We start from the raw sequence: 21,573 nt of genomic DNA on the forward strand, positions 1-21,573 counted from the left end.
AAGGTCAACAGGATACGAAACACGATCCAGCAACGGAAAACGGCCGCGGGTGGGGATGGGTCCTGACGTATCGCTCATGGCTCTCAGCTCCTGCGCTCTACGACGTAACGCGCAAGGTCGCGCAGCCGATCGGCCTTTTCTCCAAAAATATCAAGGGCATGACACGCACGATCTGCCAGTTTCTCGGCTTCTTTGCGTGCGCCGTCGATGCCCAGCAGCGCCACATAGGTGGACTTCTCTGCGGCCTGATCCTTGCCCGCTGTCTTGCCGAGTTCTTCCTCGGTTGCGGTAGCATCGAGCACGTCATCCGCAATCTGGAATGCTGCGCCGATGTCACGACCGTAATTGACGATGCGCTCACGCTGCTCGGGATTCGCCCCACCCAGAATCGCACCGGCTTCAGCCGAGTAGCGAATCAGGCAGCCCGTTTTCAGAGCGTGGAGATGGCTGACTTCCTTAAGGGAAAGGGCGCGTCCCTCGCCTTCCATGTCGATCATCTGACCGCCGACCATGCCCTGAGCACCGGAAGCCTGCGCCAGAGCCAGCACGAGCTGGATACGAACGGCTGCGTCACTGTGGGTTTCCGGCTCCGCCAGCACTTCAAACGCGCGGGTCTGCAATGCATCGCCTGCAAGGATAGCCGTCGCCTCATCGAACTTCCGATGCGTGGAGGGCTGACCACGACGCAGATCATCGTCATCCATGGCGGGAAGATCGTCATGCACCAGAGAATAGGCATGCAGCATCTCGACGGAAGCAGCAGCGCGGTAAGCGCCTTCTTCCGTCGCACTGCCGCCGAACAGCGAAGCCACTTCCGCCACAAGGTAGCCGCGCAGGCGCTTGCCGCCCCCCAGTGTCGCATAGCGCATGGCGTCGATGACACGCGCTTCCGGGCCGCTCACACGTGGGATCAGAGCGTCAAGCGCTCCCTCCACGGCTGCGGCGCGGGTTTTGAGAGACACCTGCAACGCGCTGGCGGCGTTCTGGGAGGATGCTTCGGGGCTGGGGCTCACGCCGACGTTGGTCATAACTGAAGTTCAATCCACGTTCTTTGCATCCAGCGCGCCATCAGCCCGCCGGACGATCACCTGCACGCGCTCTTCAGCCTCGCGCAGCTTGCTTTCGCAGTGCGCACGGAGAGCCGCGCCACGTTCATACGATGTGATGGCCTCTTCGAGTTTCATCTGTCCGCTCTCGAGGTTGCGGACGATCCGCTCAAGCTCCGCAAGCGCGTCCTCGAAGGACAGGGTAGGAATCTCACCCGTCATGGCTCATGGCATTCCCAATTAGGTCATCAAACCGCAGCCCTTACCCCGCAGACGGACGAATGCCAAGTCTGCGTGACCGTTCCCATGAATGAGACGGCCTCAATGACGGGCTTTTACCTTCAGTTATCCGAGAATAAGACGATTTTCAGGTCGTCTGTTCGGATTTCTTGCGGATGACGAAAGAAAGCACACCGGCTTCCTCGCCAAAAGACACGAGCGCGTGGCCTGTCTCCTTGCAGAACGACCGGAAATCCGTGGCGGAAGCCCTGTCCGTGGCGATGACCCGCAGGCGCTCCCCCGGTGCAAGGTCACGCAGGGCTCTGTTCGCTTTCAGCACCGGCAGCGGGCAACTAAGTCCCCGCACGTCCAGAAGAGTTTCGCTCACACTGATTCTCCCTTGTGTTTTCGCCTCTTGTCTCGGGCGACGATCGCGGCAATTGTCTGCCCGCATCATATCGCCTGCCTGCCCTTTTCACAGGCGCACAGGTGGGATGGTTCAGGCGATGGATAGAAACGGACAGTTAGCATGCACACGATCCGACTTGGAATCGATCTCGGTGGGACAAAAATCGAAATCGTAGCGCTCGACCGGATCGGCAACATCCTGTTGCGCAAACGCGTTCCGAATCCCGGCTCCTATCGGCCCATGATCGAAGCCATTCGTGATCTTCTGGATGCGACCTGTGCCGAACTTGGCGTCGCTCCGGATGTGCGCCTGCCCTTCGGGATCGGCACGCCCGGCTCCATCGATTCCGAAACGGGTCTGATCAAGAACGCCAACGCAACATGGCTGAATGACAAGCCTCTGGGCCGCGATCTGCCGGAAGTGACCGGACGTCGGGTTCGAGTGGAAAATGACGCTAACTGTTTCGCCCTGTCCGAAGCCATCGACGGCGCGGGCGCAGGACGGCATGTAGTGTTTGGCGTCATCATCGGTTCCGGGATGGGCGGCGGTCTGGTCGTGGATCGGAAGCTGCTGACAGGCCGTCACCATATTGCCGCCGAGTGGGGGCACATTCCGCTGCCATGGCCGCGCGTCGGAGAATTCCCCATGCCGAGTTGCTTCTGCGGCAATGAGGGCTGTCTTGAGCGTTTCCTCTGCGGGCCGGCTCTCGCATCTTCATGGAAGGGTGCAGGTGTCCGCAGCGCAGAAGGCATCGAAGATGCGGCCGCAAACGGCGACATCAAGGCGCAGGCAGCGCTGGATGCCTATGTCGATCGCCTCGCCCGCGCCTGCGCCCTGATCATCAATCTGCTCGATCCGGACGCCATTGTCTTCGGCGGCGGCGTCTCGAACCTGACAAACACTCTGGCGCGTGTCCCCGCGCTGCTTTCCCGGCATGTCGTCACGCCGGAATGCAAGACGGAACTGCTTGTAAACATGCATGGAGACAGTTCAGGTGTGCGGGGAGCGGCCTGGCTATGGGAAACAACGGAACTCGAAATCTGACGGGGAAACGACGCCCCGTTCTGTGCCGGGATTGCCCGGATATCTTCTGGTCTGATGATGAGACTGCAACGGCTCGTTGCCCCGCGTGCGGCTCGCGCCGTCTGGTCTTTCATCCTGACCTGACACGTCTTTCCATCGCTCATGTCGATTGCGACGCCTTTTTCGCCAGCGTCGAAAAGCAGCGCCGACCCGAACTTGCCGGAAAACCGCTCCTTGTGGGCGGCACCGGGGAGCGCGGCGTGGTCAGCACGGCCTGTTATATCGCCCGTCTCAGCGGAGCGCGTTCCGCGATGCCCATGCGCCGCGCACGGGAACTGTGCCCTGACGCTGTGATCCTTTCCCCCGACATGAGCGCCTATCGCACCGTCGCGGAGCGTCTCCGTGTCATGATGCGTGCCCTCACGCCTCTGGTGGAAGTCAAATCCATCGACGAGGCCGTGCTGGACCTTTCCGGCACGAGAGAACTGCACGGAGCGCCGCCTTGCGTGGTGATCGCTGGCCTCGCGTTGCAGGTGGAAAAAGAACTGGGTGTGACGATTTCCATCGGGCTTGCCGCCAATCCTCTGATGGCCAAGCTCGCTGCTGGCGTCGATAAACCGCGGGGCTATGGCGTGATCGGTTCCGAGGCGCAGGAATGGCTGGCGACAAAGCCGGTGCGCTTTCTGCCCGGCATCGGCAAGGCCCAGGAAGAAGCGCTGACACGACTGGGTCTCTCTCACCTCGGTGCCATCGCCGCCCTGACGACCGGAGAGGCGCTCCGCAAGCTTGGTCCACGCGGCCCCGAACTGGTGGCGCGCGCCCGGGGCGAGGACAGACGGCGCGTAACGCCACTGCATCCGGTCAAGTCCGTCAGCACGGAGATCACGTTTGAGCAGGACATCCGTGACCCTGCAACGCTGGAACGTGCTTTGTGGGATCTATGCGAACAACTGGCCTTGCGGCTGAAACGCAAGGAAGTGGCGACCACCGGCATCTCGCTCAAACTGCGCACGTCCAGCTTCCAGACCCGCAGCAGAGCCATGAAGCTGCATACACCCACGGTTCTGCCGGATCGGCTATTCGAAGCCGCCAGAAGTCTTCTGATTGTGGAAACGGGAAGCACGGCATTCCGCCTGCTGGGCATCGGCTCGAATGGGCTGGCACCGCTCGACGACGCAGACCCGCCGGACCTCGCCGATGCGCGCAGTCAGAGCCGCGTCGCCATGCAGCAGGCTATCGACGGGCTGCGCTCACGGTTCGGGAAGAATGTGGTGCAACGGGGACGTTCGCTGAAAGGAAACTGACGCAGCCGCGTCTCAGACGTGGAAACTCAGCCCGCAGCCACAGCGGCCTTTTTCATTCGGATTACTGAACATGAAGCCCGATTCCAGATCCGTAGTGTGATAATCCATCTGCGATCCGATGAGGAACAGAATGGCCTTGCGGTCAATGAGCACCGTCACGCCCTTGTCGGTCACACGCTCGTCCCCTGCCTCACCGGCTTCCGGGACAAAGTTCATATCGTAAGCGTGACCGGAACAGCCTTTGGTGCTGACCGAAATCCGAAGCAGCTGCCCGGCATTCGCCCCTGCGTAGAGTGTGCGCAGCCGATCGGCCGCCGCATCCGTCAACGTCATGACGGGAGGCAAGGCACGGGCGGGGCGAGAAGGCGTCTGACCTGTCGTGGTCTGCGTTTCCATGTCCGCTCTCCTGTTCAGAACATGTTGAGGGCAAGGCGGGCTTCGTCACTCATGCGTGACATGTCCCACGGCGGATCCCACACCACATCCACTTCCGCAGATGTGACACCCGGCACTTTTTCCACTGCTTCCTTAACCTGCGCGGGCAGTTCCTGTGCGCTCGGGCAGTTCGGGGCGGTGAGGGTCATCTCGACTTTCACGCGGCCATCGTCATGCAGATCAATGGCGTAGATCAGGCCAAGCTCATAGATATTCACCGGAATTTCCGGGTCATGAACGGTCGCGATCGCATCAATGATCGCCTCTTCAGGCGGCACACCGGTTGCTGGCTGCACTTCGCCGTCTGGCGTCCAATGCGCGACTGCGGCCTGCGTGGCTTCAGCGGGCGTCATTTCGCGGGTCGCTTCGGCGGCCTGCTTCTCTTCGCTCTGTAAAGGCATTGTTTCAGTCATGATCGAGCGCCTCCCCAAGCGCTGTCCAGGGCAATGTCGCACACCGCAGACGGGAACGATGGGTCCTCAGTGGCAGAAATGCGCGAAAGGCAGGCGGTAACGTATCCTCTCCAGCCGCGTCGACTCTTGAAGACGTGTCTTCCAGCATATCGGTAAAGCGCTGCCCCAATTCAAGAGCATCCGCCCGAGAACGCCCGGTTATGGTCTCCGCCATCAGATCGGCGGACGCCATGCAAAGCGCACATCCTCGCGTCATGTGGCGGGCAGCTTCCACCTTTTCGCAGGAAAGACGCAGCGATACCCGCACCCTGTCCCCGCACATCGGGTTGTTACCCTGTGCGGTTGAGGTTTCTCCCTCCGCTTCACCCGAAAATTCCGGCTTTCGGGAACGGGAGAGAATGAGCGTATCGTAGCAGGAAGCCCCGTCCATGACCGTCCTATATGAAAAACTGACGGATCTTCCTGAGCGTTTCCGCAAGCAGATCGATCTCGCCTTCGGTGGTGTAAACGCCAAAACTGGCACGCGCCGTCGCCGTCAGTCCCAATCTGCGCATCAACGGTTCGGCGCAGTGATGCCCGGCGCGCACCGCAATGCCGTTGCGATCCAGCAGCGTCGCGATGTCATGCGGATGCACATCCTCCATGATGAAGGAAACAACGCCTCCCCGCTCCTTCGGTTTACCGATGACGGACAGACCGGGCACTTCCGGCAGAACCCGGAGTGCGTGCGCCGTCAAAGCCGCTTCGTGCGCGCCGATGGCTTCGTAACCAACGCTCTCCACCCAGTCGATGGCGGTGCCAAGCCCGACAGCTTCCACGATGGCCGGTGTGCCTGCCTCGAATTTTGCCGGTATAGGCGCCCAGACGGACTTCTCGAACGTGACACTCGAGATCATATCCCCGCCCCCCATGAACGGCGGCATGGCGTCCAGAAGTTCTCTGCGTGCCCACAGCACGCCGATCCCGGTTGGGCCGTAGAGCTTATGACCGGTAAATGTGTAGAAATCCGCACCCAGTTTCTGCACATCGACCTTCCGATGCACGACAGCCTGGCTACCATCCAGTAGAATTTTCGCGCCGGCATCATGGGCGATGGCGACCAGTTCTTCGGCGGGTGTCACGGTTCCCAGCACGTTCGACATGTGCGTGATCGCAACCAGCGCCACCTTTCCATCGGAAAGATGCTGGCGATAGGCCTCAAGATCGATATCGCCCCCGTCCGTGATGGGGGTCACGCGCAGTTCAACGCCCGTGCGGTCCCGGAGCATCTGCCAGGGCACGAGATTGGCGTGGTGCTCCATTTCGGAAATCAGCACAGCCTGTCCCGGCTTGAGCAGACTGCCAAAGCTGTACGACACCAGATTGATCGCTTCCGTGCTGTTGCGCGTGAATACGATTTCATCCCGTGTGGAAGCGCCGAGAAAAGCCGCCACACGGCTGCGGGCCGCCTCATAGGCCTCCGTTGCGCGCTCGCTCATCCAATGTAGACCGCGATGAATGTTCGCATACTGGGTGCGCATCATCTCGGACATCGCATCGATCACGACATCCGGCTTCTGTGCGGAAGCGGCGCTATCCAGAAAAACTAATGGCTTTCCATGAACCTTTGCAGAGAGGATAGGAAACTGGGCTCTGATCTCGTCAATATTCATGCTGCCTGCTCCGCAGCGGCGCTCACTCGGGCCGCCAGCGTCTTTTCCAGCGCACTCATCAGAACGCCATGCGCAACTTCGTCTTCGACCAGATCGACCGTTTCGACAAGAAACGCTTCGACCAGCATCTGCCGTGCCCGGGCATCGGGCACGCCGCGGCTCCGGAGATAGAAAAGCTGGTCATCATCCAGAGCGCCAACGGTCGCACCGTGGCTGCACCGCACGTCGTCCGCGTAAATCTCCAGTTCCGGCTTGGCATCGATCTCGGCATGCGGCGAAAGCAGCAGCGCCTGATTCATCTGATACCCGTCCGTCTTCTGGGCCACCCGCTCCACCAGAACCTTGCCCTGAAAGACCGCACGCGCCTTATCGGTCAGCACATTCCGCACCGTCTGGCGGGAGATGCAGTCCGGCGCCCCATGCGTAATAACGCTGGTGAGATCACCGACCTGCTCGTCACCGAGAAGCTGCGCACCGTTCACATGCACGGCAGCGTGATCACCATGCATCGTGGCATGCACTTCGTGACGCGACAGGAAAGACCCAAGTCCCAGCGTGAAACTGTCATAAGCGCCACGGGGCGCAACATCGGCATAAACAGTTGCGAGATGGATCGCCTTTGTCGCTTCCTGCTGAATCTTGATGTGCGTGAGACGCGCACGTTCGGCAACTGTGCACAACAGAACAGGATTATGCACGTAGGACGCGGAAGCATCCGCACTCGCCGTCAGTTCAATGACGGACAAGGCAGCGTCTTCTTCCAGTGTGATGGTGTGGCGCGGATGAAACGAAACGTCCTCCTCCGCTCCAACGGCAAGCGACACAAGCACGATCCGGCCAGCCTGCACGCCAGCTTTCACGGATATCTGCACACCATCGCCAGCAAGAGCCGTGTTCAGGGCCACCATCGCTTCACGGTCCGGGGACGCCTGCGTTCCGAAATCAGATGACTGTGCAAAGGAAGTAAAGGAAACCCCCTCCGGCAGACTGTCCGATGACAAAGAGGGCGAGAACTGTCCGTTCACCAGCACCAGTCGCGGCAGAGCAGCAAGGCCATTCTCTTCCGTCAGAAGCGCATCAAGGGCTTTTTTCGCCGCCTTTTCATCAACACCCTGAACAGGAGCAGAAAAAACACGACCAGCCAATGCGCGCAGATTGGTATAATGCCATGCCTCGATATGAGGCGTCGGCAAACCGACACGTGCCAGCGCTCCCGCTGCGGCTTTACGGTCCGGATCAGTCAGACCACTCAGACGGGCCTCAAATGGTGCAAGGCTCCGCGTGACAGGTGAGATGGCGTTCATGCCGCCTCCTGGAGAAAAGCCGTGTACCCTTCTTCATTGATCTGTTTTGCCAGTTCCGGGCCGCCACTGCGAACAATGCGTCCCTTCGCCATGACATGCACGCGATCCGGGCCAAGATAATCCAGCAGCTTCTGGTGATGGGTGATGACCAGCGCGGAAAAGGTAGGAGAACGGAGGTTCTTCACTCCTTCGGCGACAATCCGCAGCGCATCGACATCAAGACCGCTATCCGTCTCATCGAGAATGGCCAGCGTCGGCTGAAGCATGGTCATCTGCAGCACTTCATTGCGCTTCTTCTCACCACCAGAGAAGCCGACATTGACGTTACGCTTGAGCATGTCATCAGCCATCGAAAGATTCTTCGTGGCTTTTCTTACCGATTTCAGAAACCCGACAGCATCCAGCTCTTCCTCTCCACGAGCGCGACGAACGGCATTCACCGCCGTGCGGAGGAAGTTGGCATTGTTGACGCCTGGCAGTTCGATTGGTGACTGGAAGGCAAGGAACAGACCGGCCGCGGCCCGTTCTTCCGGCTCCATCTCCAGCAGATCCTGCCCCTTGAACAGCACGGAACCGGCTGTCACCTCATAGTCCTCACGTCCAGCGAGGACATAGGACAGCGTGGACTTGCCGCAACCGTTCGGCCCCATGATTGCATGCACTTCACCCGGCGGGATGACCAAATCGACGCCGCGCAGGATTTCCTTGGGCGTGCCATCAGCGTCAATGCTTGCGTGCAGGCCGGAAATTTTCAAAAGTTCACTCATTTTTTCCACTCCTCAGCCCACGCTGCCTTCAAGGCTGATCTGCAACAGTTTCTGCGCCTCAACAGCGAATTCCATCGGTAACTCTTTCAGCACGTCCTTGCAGAAGCCATTGACGATCAGACCGACCGCATCTTCCTGTGAAAGACCGCGCTGGCGGCAATAAAACATCTGGTCCTCGGAAATCTTCGAGGTCGTGGCTTCATGTTCCACGCGCGCCGCCATGTTGCGGTTCTCGATATACGGCACCGTATGCGCACCGCACTGATCGCCGATCAGCAGGCTGTCGCACTGGGTGAAGTTCCGCGCGCCTGACGCCTTCGGCATGATCTTCACCTGACCGCGATAGGTGCTATCGGACTTTCCGGCACTGATTGTCTTGGCGATGATGGTCGAGCGGGTATTTTTCCCAAGATGGATCATCTTGGTGCCCGTATCGGCCTGCTGATGATTGTTGGTCACCGCCACCGAGTAAAACTCGCCCACGGAATCCTCACCCTGCAGGATGCAGGATGGGTATTTCCATGTGATGGCCGAACCGGTTTCCACCTGCGTCCATGAAATCTTGGCCCGTGCGCCACGGCAGGCACCGCGTTTGGTCACGAAGTTGTAGATACCACCCCGTCCATTCTCGTCGCCCGGATACCAGTTCTGCACCGTGCTGTATTTGATAGAGGCGTCTTCCATCGCCACCAGTTCCACGACCGCTGCGTGAAGCTGATTCTCATCGCGCATCGGCGCGGTGCAGCCTTCGAGATAGGAGACCGAAGCGCCGTCCTCGACGATGATCAGCGTCCGCTCGAACTGTCCCGTGTTCTTGGCATTGATGCGGAAATAGGTGGACAGCTCCATCGGGCAGCGCACGCCCTTTGGCACGAACACGAACGAGCCATCCGTGAATACGGCAGAGTTGAGCGCGGCATAGAAATTGTCAGCCACAGGCACGACACTGCCGAGATACTGTTTCACCAGATCCGGATAGTCGCGGATCGCCTCTGAAATCGGGCAGAAGATCACGCCTGCTTCCGAGAGCGTCTTGCGGAAGGTCGTGGCCACGGACACGCTGTCGAACACGGCGTCCACCGCCACTGGTAGACGGGCTTCCTCGCCCTCCGGCACTTCCACGCCCGCCAGCATGGCCTGCTCATGTAGTGGGATGCCCAGTTTCTCGTAGGTCCGCAGAAGCTCCGGATCGACCTCTTCCAGAGACTTCGGGCCATCCTTCTTTTTCGGGGCGGCATAATAATGCACGTCCTGATAATCGATCGGTGGGTAGGTGACCTTGGCCCAGGTGGGCTCTTTCATCTTCAGCCAGGAGCGATAGGCGTCGAGCCGCCACTCCAGCATCCATTCCGGCTCTTCCTTGCGGGTCGAGATCAGACGAATGATGTCTTCGTTCAGGCCCTTCGGCGCGACATCCATCTCGATGTCGGTCTCGAAGCCCCACTGATAGGAGGACTGGCCGAGCTTTTCGACCTGCTCACGGGTTTCTGTAATAGCTGGCATGACCCATTATCCTCCCATCGTCCCGGCTGGCGCCATGTTTTCCTGACGAAAGCCGTTGGCGATCCCGGAACCCGCGGACTGCCCACGCCGGGGAACCTGCTTCATTTCTGCCATCCTCGCGATCGAAATGCCGGACAGCGTGTCGCGGATGGCGTCATTCACCACATCCCAGCCGCCGTAAAGCGTGCATTCGCCGTTGTCGCATCCGCTGCCGCCCGTCACGCAGGCTGTCAGCGAAATCGGCCCATCCACCGCCTCGATCACCCGGGCAATGGAAATCTCCTCCGGCTTCATGGCCAGACGATACCCTCCCCGCGCGCCACGCTGCGACACGAGCAGACCATCTGATGCGAGTGTTTTCAGAACCTTGGCCACAGTCGGCTCCGGCACGCCGGTTTCCTGCGCCAGCGCGGGTGACGTGACGACAGTATCGTGCCGCCCCAGCTTGACGAGGGTCAGAACAGCATAATCAGCCAGTTTCGATAGCCTCAGCATGGTTTACGTTCCCTAGAGCGCGTGGATACCGCCATTGAGTACCAAATCAGTCCTGTTTATGGAGACATGGAGCCGCGAGGGGGCTGCGTCAAGCACAAACCATTGTGAAAGACGCATATGTCGGGTGCGGAAAGCCTCCTTCTCCAAGGGGAGAAGGAGCGTTCACGCCCCTGTCAGCCGAACGCCCCAATTCCATGCATGAGGGCGACACTGATTTCCCGCATGATGAGGAACATATCCTTCATCGGCTGGAAGATTTCCTCATGCTCCTGCTGGTAGGAATTGTCCATCTGCGGGCCAGCAGGCTCGTGGAAACCATAGTCCCGTTTTGAACCGCCCTGCGGGAACACCGTGTTCATTTCCCGCAGCACGGACGGAATTTCGAGACACAGGATACGCTGCATCATCACTTCCCGCGTGAAGTTTCCGCGCGGCATGAAGAACGGCACCTGCGTCGCCAGCACCCAGATCTGCTCTATGAGCGCGATGCGGATCGCGTGCAGCAGGCGCTCGGATGCATTGATTGTCGGTGCCTCAGGCCAGACGGCCCTCAGCGCCAGATGGTCGGCCTGAATCCGGCGGAACATGGACTGCGTGGCGGCCCAGAAGTCGAGGCGTTCAAGATCGTGCATGACCGCCAGATAGCGCTCACGTCGACTCGCCCGCGGCTCGGCCGTCGCGCGATCCAGCCAGTAACCGGGGTCCAGCAGCCAGATGACACTCCGCAGGACCTGATCGTCGGAATGGGCCAGCGCATGCGCCGCGAAATCCAGCGCCCGCCGAAAACGGGCGCTTCCCTCGCGGAAGGTCTCGAACGTCTCGGGATGCCGACGGGCGGCGGACCCCAATCCCTGAATTGTATTCGCGCACCAGCCAAGCTGCTGGAGAATGGCATTGTTCGGAATGGCGCGAAGCTGGCTCGGATGCGTGATGCGTGGCGAAACCCCTCCCCCTTCGGTCTGCCGCGCAGCGGGACGGGAGCCGGTCTTGTCGATCAGGGACGGACCAAAAGCGCCGAGAACGGCGGCATAACCGGGATCATCCACAAGGCCCGTCATTGCCTCGGCGATGGTGGAGAAGAAGTCGGCGGAGAAGTCCGGCTCATCATAGACCGGATCGCCATGTTGGCGCAGCGGCTCGAACGTGTGCTCGGCGATGGTGGCCACACTTGCGGCGGCCAGTTCGGGCGTGCCGAACAGCAGATAGCCATCGCCCCCCTGAAACGCGCTTTCCTCGCGGTATTTCACACCGCGTTCCGCGAATTTGGCGCGCACATGCATCGGCGAGAGATAGGAGAAGCGGTCCGCCAGACGGAACGGGTGGCCGCCGCGCCCGATGCTTTCGCCATGCGTGTCGAACAGGATGACCTCGACATCCTGGAGATCCCAGGTCCGCAGAAGGTCAAGAATCTTCAGGCGCAGGCGCTCGACCATATAGGTTGCGGCAAGCTGGCCGACATAGCGCCCCGAATCGGAATAGCCGAACTGGAGACTGAGCCGCCCCGTCTTGCGCAGATAAGCCCGCCATTGCGGCGAACGGAGCGCCTCCTCGATGATGCGGCCGCCGCCCATCAGCGCCTCGCGCGTCTCGAACAGCGGCGAGATTTCGATCTTCTCGTCAATACCGAAATGCTTCGCCAGCCAGAGAGCGGACAGCAGCGTGTAACCACTTTCGGTCTCGGCGATCAGGAAGCGCACCGGCGTCACAGAGTCGATATGCTTGACGATCTGCGCGACCGTCATCATCAGCCGCGCGGCCGATGCCTGTTCCGCCAGCAGCGAGCCGAAATCGACGGGTACGGCCGTTACATTTTCCAACGCGTCATTGATGCTGGCGAGGAGCGCGCGACGGTGAGCCGGGTCCGCCGGGTCATCCGTGATGCGCAGACGTTGGCGGATCACATTGTGAATCTGCGTGGCGTTCAGCCGTGTGTGGCTGTGGGACGCCGACATTCCGTGCGCGAACAGCCCACTCCGCGCGACCGCGAGCGCGAGGGCCGCTTCCGGGGGAGCGTTATCAATGACGTCCTGAAAAGCATCCCCCAACACTGCTGGGTCGAGAATGCTGTCCTCACGCCCACCTACCATCAACTTCGAGAAGGCAACCGTCGCTTCCGAATCACAGCTCTGCGGACAGGCGGCAATCTGGGCTTCGACCGTATAGCAGGCGCGGGACAGACGGCTCAGAAGCGCCAGCGCCTCGACACCCGAGGCTTCGACCTGCTGACGAACGCGCTGAAGCTGAAACAGCTTCATCTTCAGCCGCAGGCGCAGCGTGTCCCACCAGCCAATATCCGTGCGGCCATCGGTGTCATATCCCACCCAGCTGGTCATGACGATCGCCTTGGGGATGATATGCGACCATGCTTCCGGCCAACTTTCCCGTGCGGCGGAAAGAAGGTCGGCATTGAAGCGGTCAAGCGCATCACGCCCGCGCAGAATGGCCTCCGAAGCCAGCCTGAACTCTTCTTCCAGCGTCGGGGGCGCAGACCGTCGGTGTGTTATGAACGGCGGCGCCGTTTCCTGCGGCTCGGGTGCGGAAGCGTAATCGGCAAGCGAGGCATAGACCTCGTTGGCCACGGCGAAGGTCGGATGGGCGGTGAAGACGGCGGCATAGCGGATGCGCTCGACGGCTTCACGGAAGGCTTTCAGCGCCTCGGCTGAATCGGTTTTGTCCGCCGAGGCTGCCTCGACAATCTGGGAGACGACGCTCCGGAGACGATCTTCCGTCACATCGGGGTTCGTGCCGCCCGGATAACGGTGCAGTCGCGTGGCCCGACGGAGAAAGGCGCCATCACGCAGATGCTGCGTCACCGCCGCCAGATCGGCGACCGAAATCTTTCCCTGCTCAAGCAGCGTCCCGATTCGCCGGGACATCGACAACACGCCGTTGTCGGTCTCCTCAGGGGTAATGGTGTCCTCTTCCGGAGGCAGATCGATGTCTTCGTGCAGACGCCCCAGAGCCAGAACGGCACGGGCACCGGGAGAGAGTGTATTCACGGGCGCACCTTTTTCTGGAGCGGAAGAAGACTGGTTTTCTGCCATTGCATGCACTTCCAAGGGTAGAACAACCTGAAATAACGCGACAATACGATATTGAAACCATATTTCTGCAAAACGACACATGTTTGAGAACAGGGTCAAGGCAATGCTATTCAAGTCCCGATGAGCAGACAGCCCCATTCCGACGACGAACTCCGCAGAAACCTTGCCCGACAGAAACGCGCCGCCACCGGCCTTCTGGCAGGGATGGGCGCGTTGACAGTGGCCACTTACCTCGCCCCTGCCTACGGTCTGCTGGACGACACGCTATGGCTCGACACGCTGCGCGCTGGCGCCAAGGCGGGTGTGGTGGGCGGTCTGGCCGACTGGTTCGCCGTGACGGCGCTGTTCCGGCACCCGCTGGGGCTCCCGATTCCGCACACGGCGATCATTCCCGCGCAGAAGGAGCGGCTGGGACGGGCGCTCGGGCGCTTTGTCTCGACGCAGGTTTTCACGGAAGAGGAAGTCGCTCGCGTTCTGAGCCGGATCGATCTGCCGGCTTTCGTTGCGAATGTTCTTTCTGACCCGGCGACGGCCAACACCCTCACCAAAAGCCTTTCCGGCACTGTGCCGCAGATGATGAACCGTCTGGAGGACGGACGGGCTGGAACAGCGTTCAGCCGCAGTCTTCCTCTTCTGCTGGGTGGCAGCAACCTGGCTCCCGTCATCGCCCGCAGCCTTCGGGCGCTGGTGGACGGGAATCAGCATCAGGAGGTGCTCACTTTTCTGCTCCGCCAGATGAAAACGGGGATGCAGGCCAAAGAACCGGCCCTGCGCGCGATGATCGAAGCCCGTGTGCGTGAACAGGGCGGCAGGCTCGTTGGCTGGGCGATTGGCGGCTCGATCGCCAACAAGGTCCTGACAGCGGCCAGCGAGGAGCTCGACCGAATCAATCCCGAGGATTCCAGTCTGCGTGAAGGCTTCACGGAATGGGTGCGCAGCGAAATCACCCGCATTGAACAGGATACGGGCCGCGCGGAAGAGCTATCCCAGATTCTCAAGGGCGTTTTTGCTCATGAATCCATGCTCACGTGGGGCGCGGATATCTGGACGCGCATGAAGCGCATGATCGAGGAAGATCTCGGCAAGGAAGACGGATGGACGGCCACGCTTGTGCGCGAGGCGCTTCTGCGGATGGCCAATCAGGCACGAGAAGACGCCGGCACACAGGCGCGGATCGAAGAAGCGGCCCGCAAAACCATCACGCGCTCCCTGCCCTATCTGCGCGAGCATCTCTCCAACTTCATTGCGGAGGTCGTCGGCAACTGGGATGCGGACGCCGTGTCGGAGAAACTGGAGCTACGCGTGGGGCGCGATCTTCAGTATGTTCGTGTCAACGGCACGATTGTCGGCTTTGGCGTCGGGGCGGTGCTTTCCCTCGTTCTCGAACTGCTTTTTGGGGCTCCCGGCTAGCGCGAATACGCAACACAGCATGCCAAACGGCGGCTGCCTTACAAATGTCCTGAAATATTCTTGCGCCAGCCACTTTCATGGCATGTAATTCTTATTGTATCTAAGTATGACAAGATGGGTATATACATCTGCCCTGTCTCTGGTTTCTTTTGAGACCAATTAACAAATCGAGGATAATTCAATGCGGTCATTTACTTCAAAAGCCCTGCTCGCTGCGACGCTGCTCGTTGGCGCACCGGCTCTTGTCCTGTCCGCTGCTGCTCCGGCTGCTGCTTCCAAGCACCACAAGCATCACGCCAAGGGTGAGAAGAAAGGGGCCACTGGCGAGAAGAAGGCTACGGATGCCGACACCGCTGATCTGAACGCGAAGAGCCTGGCAGCTGCCCAGCAGGACAAGGTTCCGGCTGTTGGCGCGACGGCACCGGCTGCTCCTGCTGTTCCGGGCGTCCCTGCGGTTCCGGCTGCACCGTCCGTTCCGGCTCCGGTAGCTGGCACGGCGACGACGGCTCCGGCTACGACGGTTCCGGCCAACGCACCTGCCGCCAACTGATCGGACCACCATCCGTCAGAGAACGGCACGGGAGATCATGTCTCCCGTGCCGTTTTTTATTATAGCCCCTGCATCCGCCGCGCGGCCTCGGCATGGGACTTCAGCACATCGTTCAGACCGGCAAAGACCGGCTCGCCATTCTCGACCAGTATCCGCCCGTTGACGATGGTGGTGCCCGCCACGGCGGGAGCGCAGCGGAGCCACGCCTCGACAGGATCGGTCAGAGCCCCGGCCAATGCGATAGGTGACATTTTCCAGATCACCATATCCGCGCAGGCACCCGGCCGCAGATGCCCTATTTCATCGTCCCATCCCAGACAGGCCGCACCCCCTCGGGTCGCCATGTCCAACGCATCACGAGCGGACATGGAGTGTGGTCCATTGCGGAAACGGCCGAGCAGAAGCGCCATGCGGGCTTCCAGCCACATTGAAGCGTGGTCTGTCGACGCGGAGCCATCGCAACCGAGTCCGATACGCATCCCCCGACGCCGCATGTCCATGGCGTCTGCCGCGCCGCCGCCAATCATCATATTCGAGCAGGGGCATTGGGCCGTACACACACCCGCGTGGGCCAGCCGGTCGATCTCATCCGTGGAAGGATAGATGTAATGCGCGACCCATGAACGGGGGGACGCCCAGCCCACGCGCTCAAAATATTCCGTAGGCGTGCAGCCATACACTTCCGCGCAATAGCGATCTTCTTCCGTGTCTTCCGCCAGATGCGTGTGAAGCCGCAGATCATGTTGATCGGCCAGCCGCGCACTTTCCCGCATGATGGTCTCAGACACGCTGAACAGCGAACAGGGCGCCAACGCCAGTCGCGCCAGCGAGCCCGGCGACGGATCATGCCATGCTGCGATCAACCGTTCGCAGTCCGCCAGAATGGTGTCTTCATCCTGCACCACCGAGGCTGGCGGCAAGCCGCCATCCTCCACCGAGCGCGTCATGGAGCCGCGCGTCCCCATGAAGCGGAAACCGATTTCTTTGGCCGCACGAAACTGGGCATCGATCAGATAGGGCTGCGGATGGACATACATATGATCCATGGAGGTCGTGCAGCCGCCCATCAGCAGTTCCAGCATGGCGACGATGGTCGACAGATAAACCGAGTCGGTATCCAGCTTGGCCCACAGCGGATAAAGGCCGGTCAGCCACTCGAACAGCGTGCCGTTCGTGACCGGCGCGTAGGAACGGGTCAGGTTCTGATACATGTGGTGGTGAGCGTTCACCAAGCCGGGCGTCAGCAGGCTTCCACCAGCTGAAATGACTTTCTGTGCGGTTGGAAGCGGATCGCTCATACTGCCGACAGCCATGACCCTGCCGTCGCGTATGGCTATCCAGCCGTCTGCAATTTCCCAGTCTTTATCGACATAAATGTAAGCATCTCTGACAAGGAGATCCGCCTGCATGGCCATGCTCATTCCTCACTGATGACATCTCGCGATTATCCCTGTTCCGGAGGTGCGAAGTCCGGATCGTCATCAGCAGAACTGAACGGGCTGTTTTTCCTATCACGGAGTGATGGAATTCTCGTTGCCGGAAACGACCAGTCGACCCCCCACCCAGACACGGCCGATCGTCTCCGGACCAGCATGACAGACGACTTTCTGTGCCAGCGTGGAAGCTGAATCTTCTTCATGAAGACGCAACGCTCCACGTCCGGAGATCATCTCGACGGCATCCAGCATCTGACCGGGCTGAAATTGGCCGCAAGGCAAGCCCAGAGCTTCGGCTCCCCCGCGTGTCGCGAGCCAGAATGCTTCCGCAAAGGATACACGGGAATGAGGGCGTCCGCGTTGCGATGACGGTTTATCCGGATCGGTGCCGCTTTCGAGAATGCGCGACGTCAGAACAGCCTGTCGGGCATTTTCAAAAATGGAAGCGGAATAACCGCCGGAAATGTCGGTTCCCAACCCACAGGGCACCTGCTCGTCGAGCACATTGCGGAGCGGAAGTGCAGCGCCAGCAAAGAACGCATTGGAGATCGGACAGTGGGCTATGGCCGCTTTCCGTTGCCGCAGGAGCGCCCTGTCCTGCCGCGATGTGAACCCGGCATGCGCCAGAACGGAAAAGCTGGGAAGCAGGCCGAACCGATCAAGCGCTTCCACATCCGAACAGCCCATGCGGGCGAGAACCGTCTCGTGTTCCCAGTCGCTTTCGGAGGCATGGGTCTGGACTCTGACATCCAGCACCCGTGCCAGTTCGCCCAGCCCTTTCAGCAGCGCATCGGTGCAGGCGGGAATGAAGCGCGGCGTGATAACGGGCTGCACGAGACCCGCTTCGTTTCCCCGCAGCGCACGCACCGCCAGAATGAAGCGGCGTGTTGCGTCGATTGCTTCCTGCGCACTGGCCTGACGGTAATCGGCCGGACAGAGTTCGGGATGATCCATGGCAACCAGCCCAACGAGCGCCCGCTGTCCATGCTCGATGCAGACACGCGCCAGACCCAAGCTCGCCTCTTCATGAATGGTGGCGAAATAGAGCGCCGTCGTGGTTCCCTGTCTGAGCAGTGACGGAACCAGATCCTGCCAGACGGATTCCGCAAACGCGGCATCCGCATAACGGGATTCCAGCGGAAAGGTGCAACTTCCAAGCCACTCCTCTAGCGGCAGATCCAACGCTTTTCCCGCCTGTGGCCATTGCGGCGCGTGGATGTGCAGATCGGCCAGTCCGGGCACAAGGAGGCAGTGGTCAGGCAACGTGCAGTCCACCTGATCGACCAGACTATCGAACGCCGCACTTCCCTCGGGCGCGCGCGTCACGATGCGGCCCTCTTCACCAACTGCAAGAATGACCCGTTCTGTCAGAACTTCTGACGGAGAGACCGCTTCCAGAACTCTTGTCTTCAGAACATGCGTAAAGCCCGATCCCGTCATCTGGTTCCGTTTTTTCTCTCTTGCAGGCTGTCAGAATTTCCTAACACTAACGGAACGAACATAATTTTGTCTATTAAGGGAAGATTGTCTGCATGAACGGCAGGACGCTGAGAAACCATTCTTCATGATGAACAGGACAGGATATCTGAATCGGCGCACTCTGCTGGCGGCGACCGGTAGCGGCCTGTTCAGTAAACCGCTCTGGGCGGCGCGGCGCTTTGCGCCGGTGCCGGAAGAAGACCTCCTTGTCGCCTTCGGCCATACAAGTCCGGTCACCGACGGCGGATGGACCCACGCGCATGATCTGGGCGTACAAGCTGTCCGCAAGACTTTCCCCCACTTGCGCACCCTGTTTGTCGAAAGCATTCCCTACTCCGCCGATGCCACCCGCATTTTCCGTCAGTTCGTGGCCGAAGGCGCGCAGATGGTCATTTCCACCTCGACTTACGGCGATTTTCTGCGGGATGTTTCGGATAAGGTGCCCGATGTCGCGTTCATGGAATGTGATGGAAACACCATAACGGATAATCTGGGGTGGTATTACATCGCCCACTGGAATGTCAGTTACGTACTGGGGGTGGCCGCAGCGCATCTCAGCCGCACCGGCAAGATCGGCTTCATTGCCTCTTTTCCCGTCCCGGCAGCTTTTGCGGGGGCCAATGCAACCCTGATGGGGACGCGTTCGGTTAATCCGGATGCCACGCTGCGTGTCATTTCCATCAATTCATGGTTTGATCCGCAAGCGGCTTCAGAAGCCGCTTCAGCGCTGATCGACAATGGCTGCGATTTCCTATACGGCGTCATGGACGAGCCAGCCTATCTCCGTGTCGCGGAAAATCGCGGTGCATGGGCGGCGATGTGGAACACGGATATGCGGCGGTTCGGTCCCAACGCCTATGTCAGCTCCGTGATGCTTGATTTCGCGCCTTATTATGTTGAGCAGGTCAGGGCACGCATACAGGGAACATGGCAGCCACAGGGACACTTCCTGAAGATGGGTCAGGGCGTGGACCGCGATACATGGGGGCAACGCGTACCCCTCTCCGTCCAGACAGAGGCGGACGCAGCAAGGACACGAATTCTGGGGGGATGGTCACCGTTTCAGGGACCGATCAGGGATAATGAAGGCCATCTGCGCGTGCCTGCGGGTCGGAGCATGACCGACCGGGAACTTTATGGCTGGCGCTGGCAGGTCGAGGGCGTTTCCGGGCTGGAGTGATCGCCCTCGATAGTAAACCGTTAGACATTCGCTGAATGGCGAATGTCTAACGGAGGAGGCTGCTCAGGCTGCCTTCGTCATGAGGCTCGCCGCCTCGGTCTGTGTTTTCGGCAACGGCACTTCCGCCAGCAGCGTTTTCAGCGCCGACACCATGTCATCCATCATTTCATCGGTATGATAGGGGCCGGGTGTAAGGCGCAGACGTTCCGTTCCCCGTGCGACGGTCGGGTAATTGATCGGGGTTGCATAAAGACCGTATTCATTCAGCAGACGCTGGCTAATGGTCTTGCAGCGCTCGGCATCCCCGACCGGAACCGGCACGATATGGCTCGGGGTCGGCGTGAAAGGAACATCCGCCGCGCGCATTTTCGCCCGGAATGTCTCAACCCGCTCAAACATCTTCTCGCGACGCCAGTTTTGCGCCCGCACCATTTTCACACTTGTCAGGGCCGCCGCGACAACGGATGGCGGCAGCGATGTCGTGAAGATGAAGCCGGAGGCGGAAGAGCGGAGATAATCGACGATCTGGGCCGAGGCCGTGATGTAACCGCCATGCACGCCAAACCCCTTGGCCAGCGTGCCTTCGATGATGTCCACCTGATCGGCCACACCATCGCGCTGCGTCACGCCGCCGCCATTCTCACCATAGAGGCCTACAGCGTGGACCTCATCGATATAGGTCAGGGCGTTATATTTGCGGGCCAGAGCGCATGTCCCGGCAATATCCGAGATATCGCCATCCATGGAATACACGCTCTCGAACGCGATCAGCTTCGGCGCTTCATAGGGCGCAGCCGCCAGCTTCGCTTCCAGATCAGCAAGATCGTTATGTTCGTAAATCACGGTCGTCGAACCGCGCGCGCCCTTGATGCCGGCAATCATGGAGGCGTGATTCATGCGGTCTGAATAGCAGATCCAGCCCGGCATGGATGTCAGGATGGTTTGCAGGCTCGCCTGATTGGAAACATAGCCTGAACCGAATAGCAGGCCCGCTTCCTTGCCGTGCAACGCCGCCAACTCGGCTTCCAGCGCCTTGTGGAGAGGACTGGTGCCCGCGATGTTGCGTGTGCCGCCAGCACCCGCTCCGTGCTCACGGATGGCCTTGATCGCAGCGTCGCAGACCTCTGGCTCCACGCCCATGCCGAGATAGTCGTTGGACGACCACACCACGACTTCCCGTCCCAGATCGGTGTTGGGAAGTTCTTCTTCATAGACCGGATACCGCGCGGCTTCCCGGGCCAGAGGGGTGAAGGTCCGATAACGCCCCTGCTTGCGAATGTCCGCGAGCGCCTCGTCACAAAAATCGTAAAACGGGTGTCTCGCGTTCCGAATACTCACCCTGCCCTACTCCTGTTTCTGCCTCACGCGTCCAACAGGTGTTTCATCACCCGGTCAGACATCTGCCGTAACATTATACTGCACTTGTCAAACTGTGCTCATCGCGCAGAAAATCAACCGCAGCCACCCCCGATCCGGCGTTCACGAGGGTTGCTCTGAAGCGACGTCCCATCGAGGCGAATGTGTCGGACTTCTGCTCCTGCTCCATTCTCCGGATGCGCCATCCGGGTTTCAACCACGTAAAGATTACGCAACACAATGGAATTGATCAGCGAACATATACCCTTATGCGGGGCTCCGTCACCGTCGAATCCGGCATAGCCGACATCTCGACCTGATTTGGCGCGGCACCGGCAGCCACGATCTCATCGGCAATCGCCTGCCCTTCCACACCCACCAGATGCGAGAGTTTATCCCGTGTCGCCGCGTCATCCGCGCCCGGCGGCGCAAGCGCCTGCACGAGAAAAAGGATGTTCGGTTTGCGCGCCAGCGCTTTCCTGACAACGTCATGCACCGGACCGATCCATTCCTGCTTCGGCGTACCGGCCACAAGGTCGATCACAGGC

The 21,573-nt window shown here is 60.2% G+C and carries 20 protein-coding genes and 1 pseudogene; 5 read left to right on the forward strand and 16 right to left on the reverse strand.

Annotation, left to right across the window (positions count from 1 at the left end; genetic code table 11):
* Positions 1-83: 83 nt before the first annotated feature.
* From ABF824_RS10635 to ABF824_RS10645, 3 genes are all read right to left on the reverse strand, one after another.
* Positions 84-1,028, reverse strand: a complete 945-nt coding sequence (locus ABF824_RS10635; RefSeq protein ID WP_415488798.1) for a polyprenyl synthetase family protein — start codon at positions 1,026-1,028, stop codon at positions 84-86.
* Between the two features lie 9 nt (positions 1,029-1,037).
* Positions 1,038-1,268 (reverse strand): exodeoxyribonuclease VII small subunit, encoded by a 231-nt coding sequence (locus ABF824_RS10640; RefSeq protein WP_415488800.1) that lies wholly within the window; start codon positions 1,266-1,268, stop codon positions 1,038-1,040.
* A gap of 145 nt (positions 1,269-1,413) precedes the next feature.
* Positions 1,414-1,653 (reverse strand): sulfurtransferase TusA family protein, encoded by a 240-nt coding sequence (locus ABF824_RS10645; protein ID WP_415488802.1) that lies wholly within the window; start codon positions 1,651-1,653, stop codon positions 1,414-1,416.
* Between the two features lie 141 nt (positions 1,654-1,794).
* On the opposite strand from ABF824_RS10645, the gene ABF824_RS10650 reads away from it, so the two are divergent.
* Positions 1,795-2,718: an ROK family protein gene (locus ABF824_RS10650; protein ID WP_415488804.1), complete on the forward strand. Its 924-nt coding sequence runs from the start codon at positions 1,795-1,797 to the stop codon at positions 2,716-2,718.
* Positions 2,691-4,001 carry a DNA polymerase IV gene (locus ABF824_RS10655; protein WP_415488806.1) on the forward strand — a complete coding sequence of 437 codons (1,311 nt, stop codon included), beginning with the start codon at positions 2,691-2,693 and terminating at the stop codon, positions 3,999-4,001. Before ABF824_RS10650 ends, ABF824_RS10655 begins: the two co-directional genes overlap by 28 nt.
* 12 nt (positions 4,002-4,013) lie before the next feature.
* On the opposite strand, the gene ABF824_RS10660 is transcribed toward ABF824_RS10655, so the two are convergent.
* From ABF824_RS10660 to ABF824_RS10700, 9 genes are all read right to left on the reverse strand, one after another.
* Complete coding sequence (locus tag ABF824_RS10660; protein ID WP_415488808.1) at positions 4,014-4,397, reverse strand: HesB/IscA family protein; 384 nt, start codon at positions 4,395-4,397, stop codon at positions 4,014-4,016.
* Positions 4,398-4,411: 14 nt separating this feature from the next.
* The gene (locus ABF824_RS10665; RefSeq protein WP_415488810.1) at positions 4,412-4,849 is read right to left on the reverse strand and encodes an SUF system Fe-S cluster assembly protein; all 438 of its coding nucleotides are present in this window, start codon (positions 4,847-4,849) and stop codon (positions 4,412-4,414) included.
* The gene (gene sufU, locus ABF824_RS10670; protein WP_415488812.1) at positions 4,842-5,279 is read right to left on the reverse strand and encodes a Fe-S cluster assembly sulfur transfer protein SufU; all 438 of its coding nucleotides are present in this window, start codon (positions 5,277-5,279) and stop codon (positions 4,842-4,844) included. Before sufU ends, ABF824_RS10665 begins: the two co-directional genes overlap by 8 nt.
* Before the next feature lie 7 nt (positions 5,280-5,286).
* The gene (locus tag ABF824_RS10675) at positions 5,287-6,501 is read right to left on the reverse strand and encodes an aminotransferase class V-fold PLP-dependent enzyme (RefSeq protein WP_415488814.1); all 1,215 of its coding nucleotides are present in this window, start codon (positions 6,499-6,501) and stop codon (positions 5,287-5,289) included.
* Entirely contained in the window at positions 6,498-7,805 is a 1,308-nt protein-coding gene (gene sufD / locus ABF824_RS10680) for a Fe-S cluster assembly protein SufD (protein WP_415488816.1), read from the reverse strand. The genes ABF824_RS10675 and sufD overlap by 4 nt, the downstream gene beginning before the upstream one ends.
* Entirely contained in the window at positions 7,802-8,572 is a 771-nt protein-coding gene (gene sufC / locus ABF824_RS10685) for a Fe-S cluster assembly ATPase SufC (protein WP_415488818.1), read from the reverse strand. Before sufC ends, sufD begins: the two co-directional genes overlap by 4 nt.
* Before the next feature lie 12 nt (positions 8,573-8,584).
* Positions 8,585-10,075, reverse strand: a complete 1,491-nt coding sequence (gene sufB, locus ABF824_RS10690) for a Fe-S cluster assembly protein SufB (RefSeq protein WP_415488820.1) — start codon at positions 10,073-10,075, stop codon at positions 8,585-8,587.
* Positions 10,076-10,081: 6 nt separating this feature from the next.
* A complete protein-coding gene (locus ABF824_RS10695) occupies positions 10,082-10,570 on the reverse strand; it encodes an SUF system Fe-S cluster assembly regulator (RefSeq protein ID WP_415488822.1) in 489 nt (162 codons plus the stop codon).
* Positions 10,571-10,743: 173 nt separating this feature from the next.
* Positions 10,744-13,614 carry a phosphoenolpyruvate carboxylase gene (locus tag ABF824_RS10700; RefSeq protein ID WP_415488824.1) on the reverse strand — a complete coding sequence of 957 codons (2,871 nt, stop codon included), beginning with the start codon at positions 13,612-13,614 and terminating at the stop codon, positions 10,744-10,746.
* A gap of 120 nt (positions 13,615-13,734) precedes the next feature.
* Between ABF824_RS10700 and ABF824_RS10705 the strand changes: the two genes are divergently transcribed.
* Both ABF824_RS10705 and ABF824_RS10710 read left to right on the forward strand, forming a co-directional pair.
* The gene (locus ABF824_RS10705; RefSeq protein WP_415488826.1) at positions 13,735-15,024 is read left to right on the forward strand and encodes a DUF445 domain-containing protein; all 1,290 of its coding nucleotides are present in this window, start codon (positions 13,735-13,737) and stop codon (positions 15,022-15,024) included.
* A 181-nt stretch (positions 15,025-15,205) separates the two neighbouring features.
* Positions 15,206-15,574: a hypothetical protein gene (locus ABF824_RS10710; protein WP_415488828.1), complete on the forward strand. Its 369-nt coding sequence runs from the start codon at positions 15,206-15,208 to the stop codon at positions 15,572-15,574.
* Between the two features lie 59 nt (positions 15,575-15,633).
* On the opposite strand, the gene ABF824_RS10715 is transcribed toward ABF824_RS10710, so the two are convergent.
* Both ABF824_RS10715 and ABF824_RS10720 read right to left on the reverse strand, forming a co-directional pair.
* On the reverse strand, positions 15,634-16,983 hold the full coding sequence (locus tag ABF824_RS10715) for an 8-oxoguanine deaminase (RefSeq protein WP_415488836.1): 1,350 nt from the start codon (positions 16,981-16,983) through the stop codon (positions 15,634-15,636).
* A 102-nt stretch (positions 16,984-17,085) separates the two neighbouring features.
* Positions 17,086-18,450, reverse strand: a complete 1,365-nt coding sequence (locus ABF824_RS10720) for an amidohydrolase family protein (protein WP_415488830.1) — start codon at positions 18,448-18,450, stop codon at positions 17,086-17,088.
* Between the two features lie 124 nt (positions 18,451-18,574).
* Between ABF824_RS10720 and ABF824_RS10725 the strand changes: the two genes are divergently transcribed.
* On the forward strand, positions 18,575-19,669 hold the full coding sequence (locus tag ABF824_RS10725; protein ID WP_415488832.1) for a BMP family ABC transporter substrate-binding protein: 1,095 nt from the start codon (positions 18,575-18,577) through the stop codon (positions 19,667-19,669).
* Between the two features lie 63 nt (positions 19,670-19,732).
* On the opposite strand, the gene hemA is transcribed toward ABF824_RS10725, so the two are convergent.
* A complete protein-coding gene (gene hemA, locus ABF824_RS10730) occupies positions 19,733-21,007 on the reverse strand; it encodes a 5-aminolevulinate synthase (RefSeq protein ID WP_415488834.1) in 1,275 nt (424 codons plus the stop codon).
* Between the two features lie 268 nt (positions 21,008-21,275).
* Positions 21,276-21,573: pseudogene (locus ABF824_RS10735) on the reverse strand (hypothetical protein); the annotation flags it as partial.

The sequence above is a fragment of the Acetobacter sp. genome (genome assembly GCF_047721705.1).
Classification (GTDB): domain Bacteria; phylum Pseudomonadota; class Alphaproteobacteria; order Acetobacterales; family Acetobacteraceae; genus Acetobacter.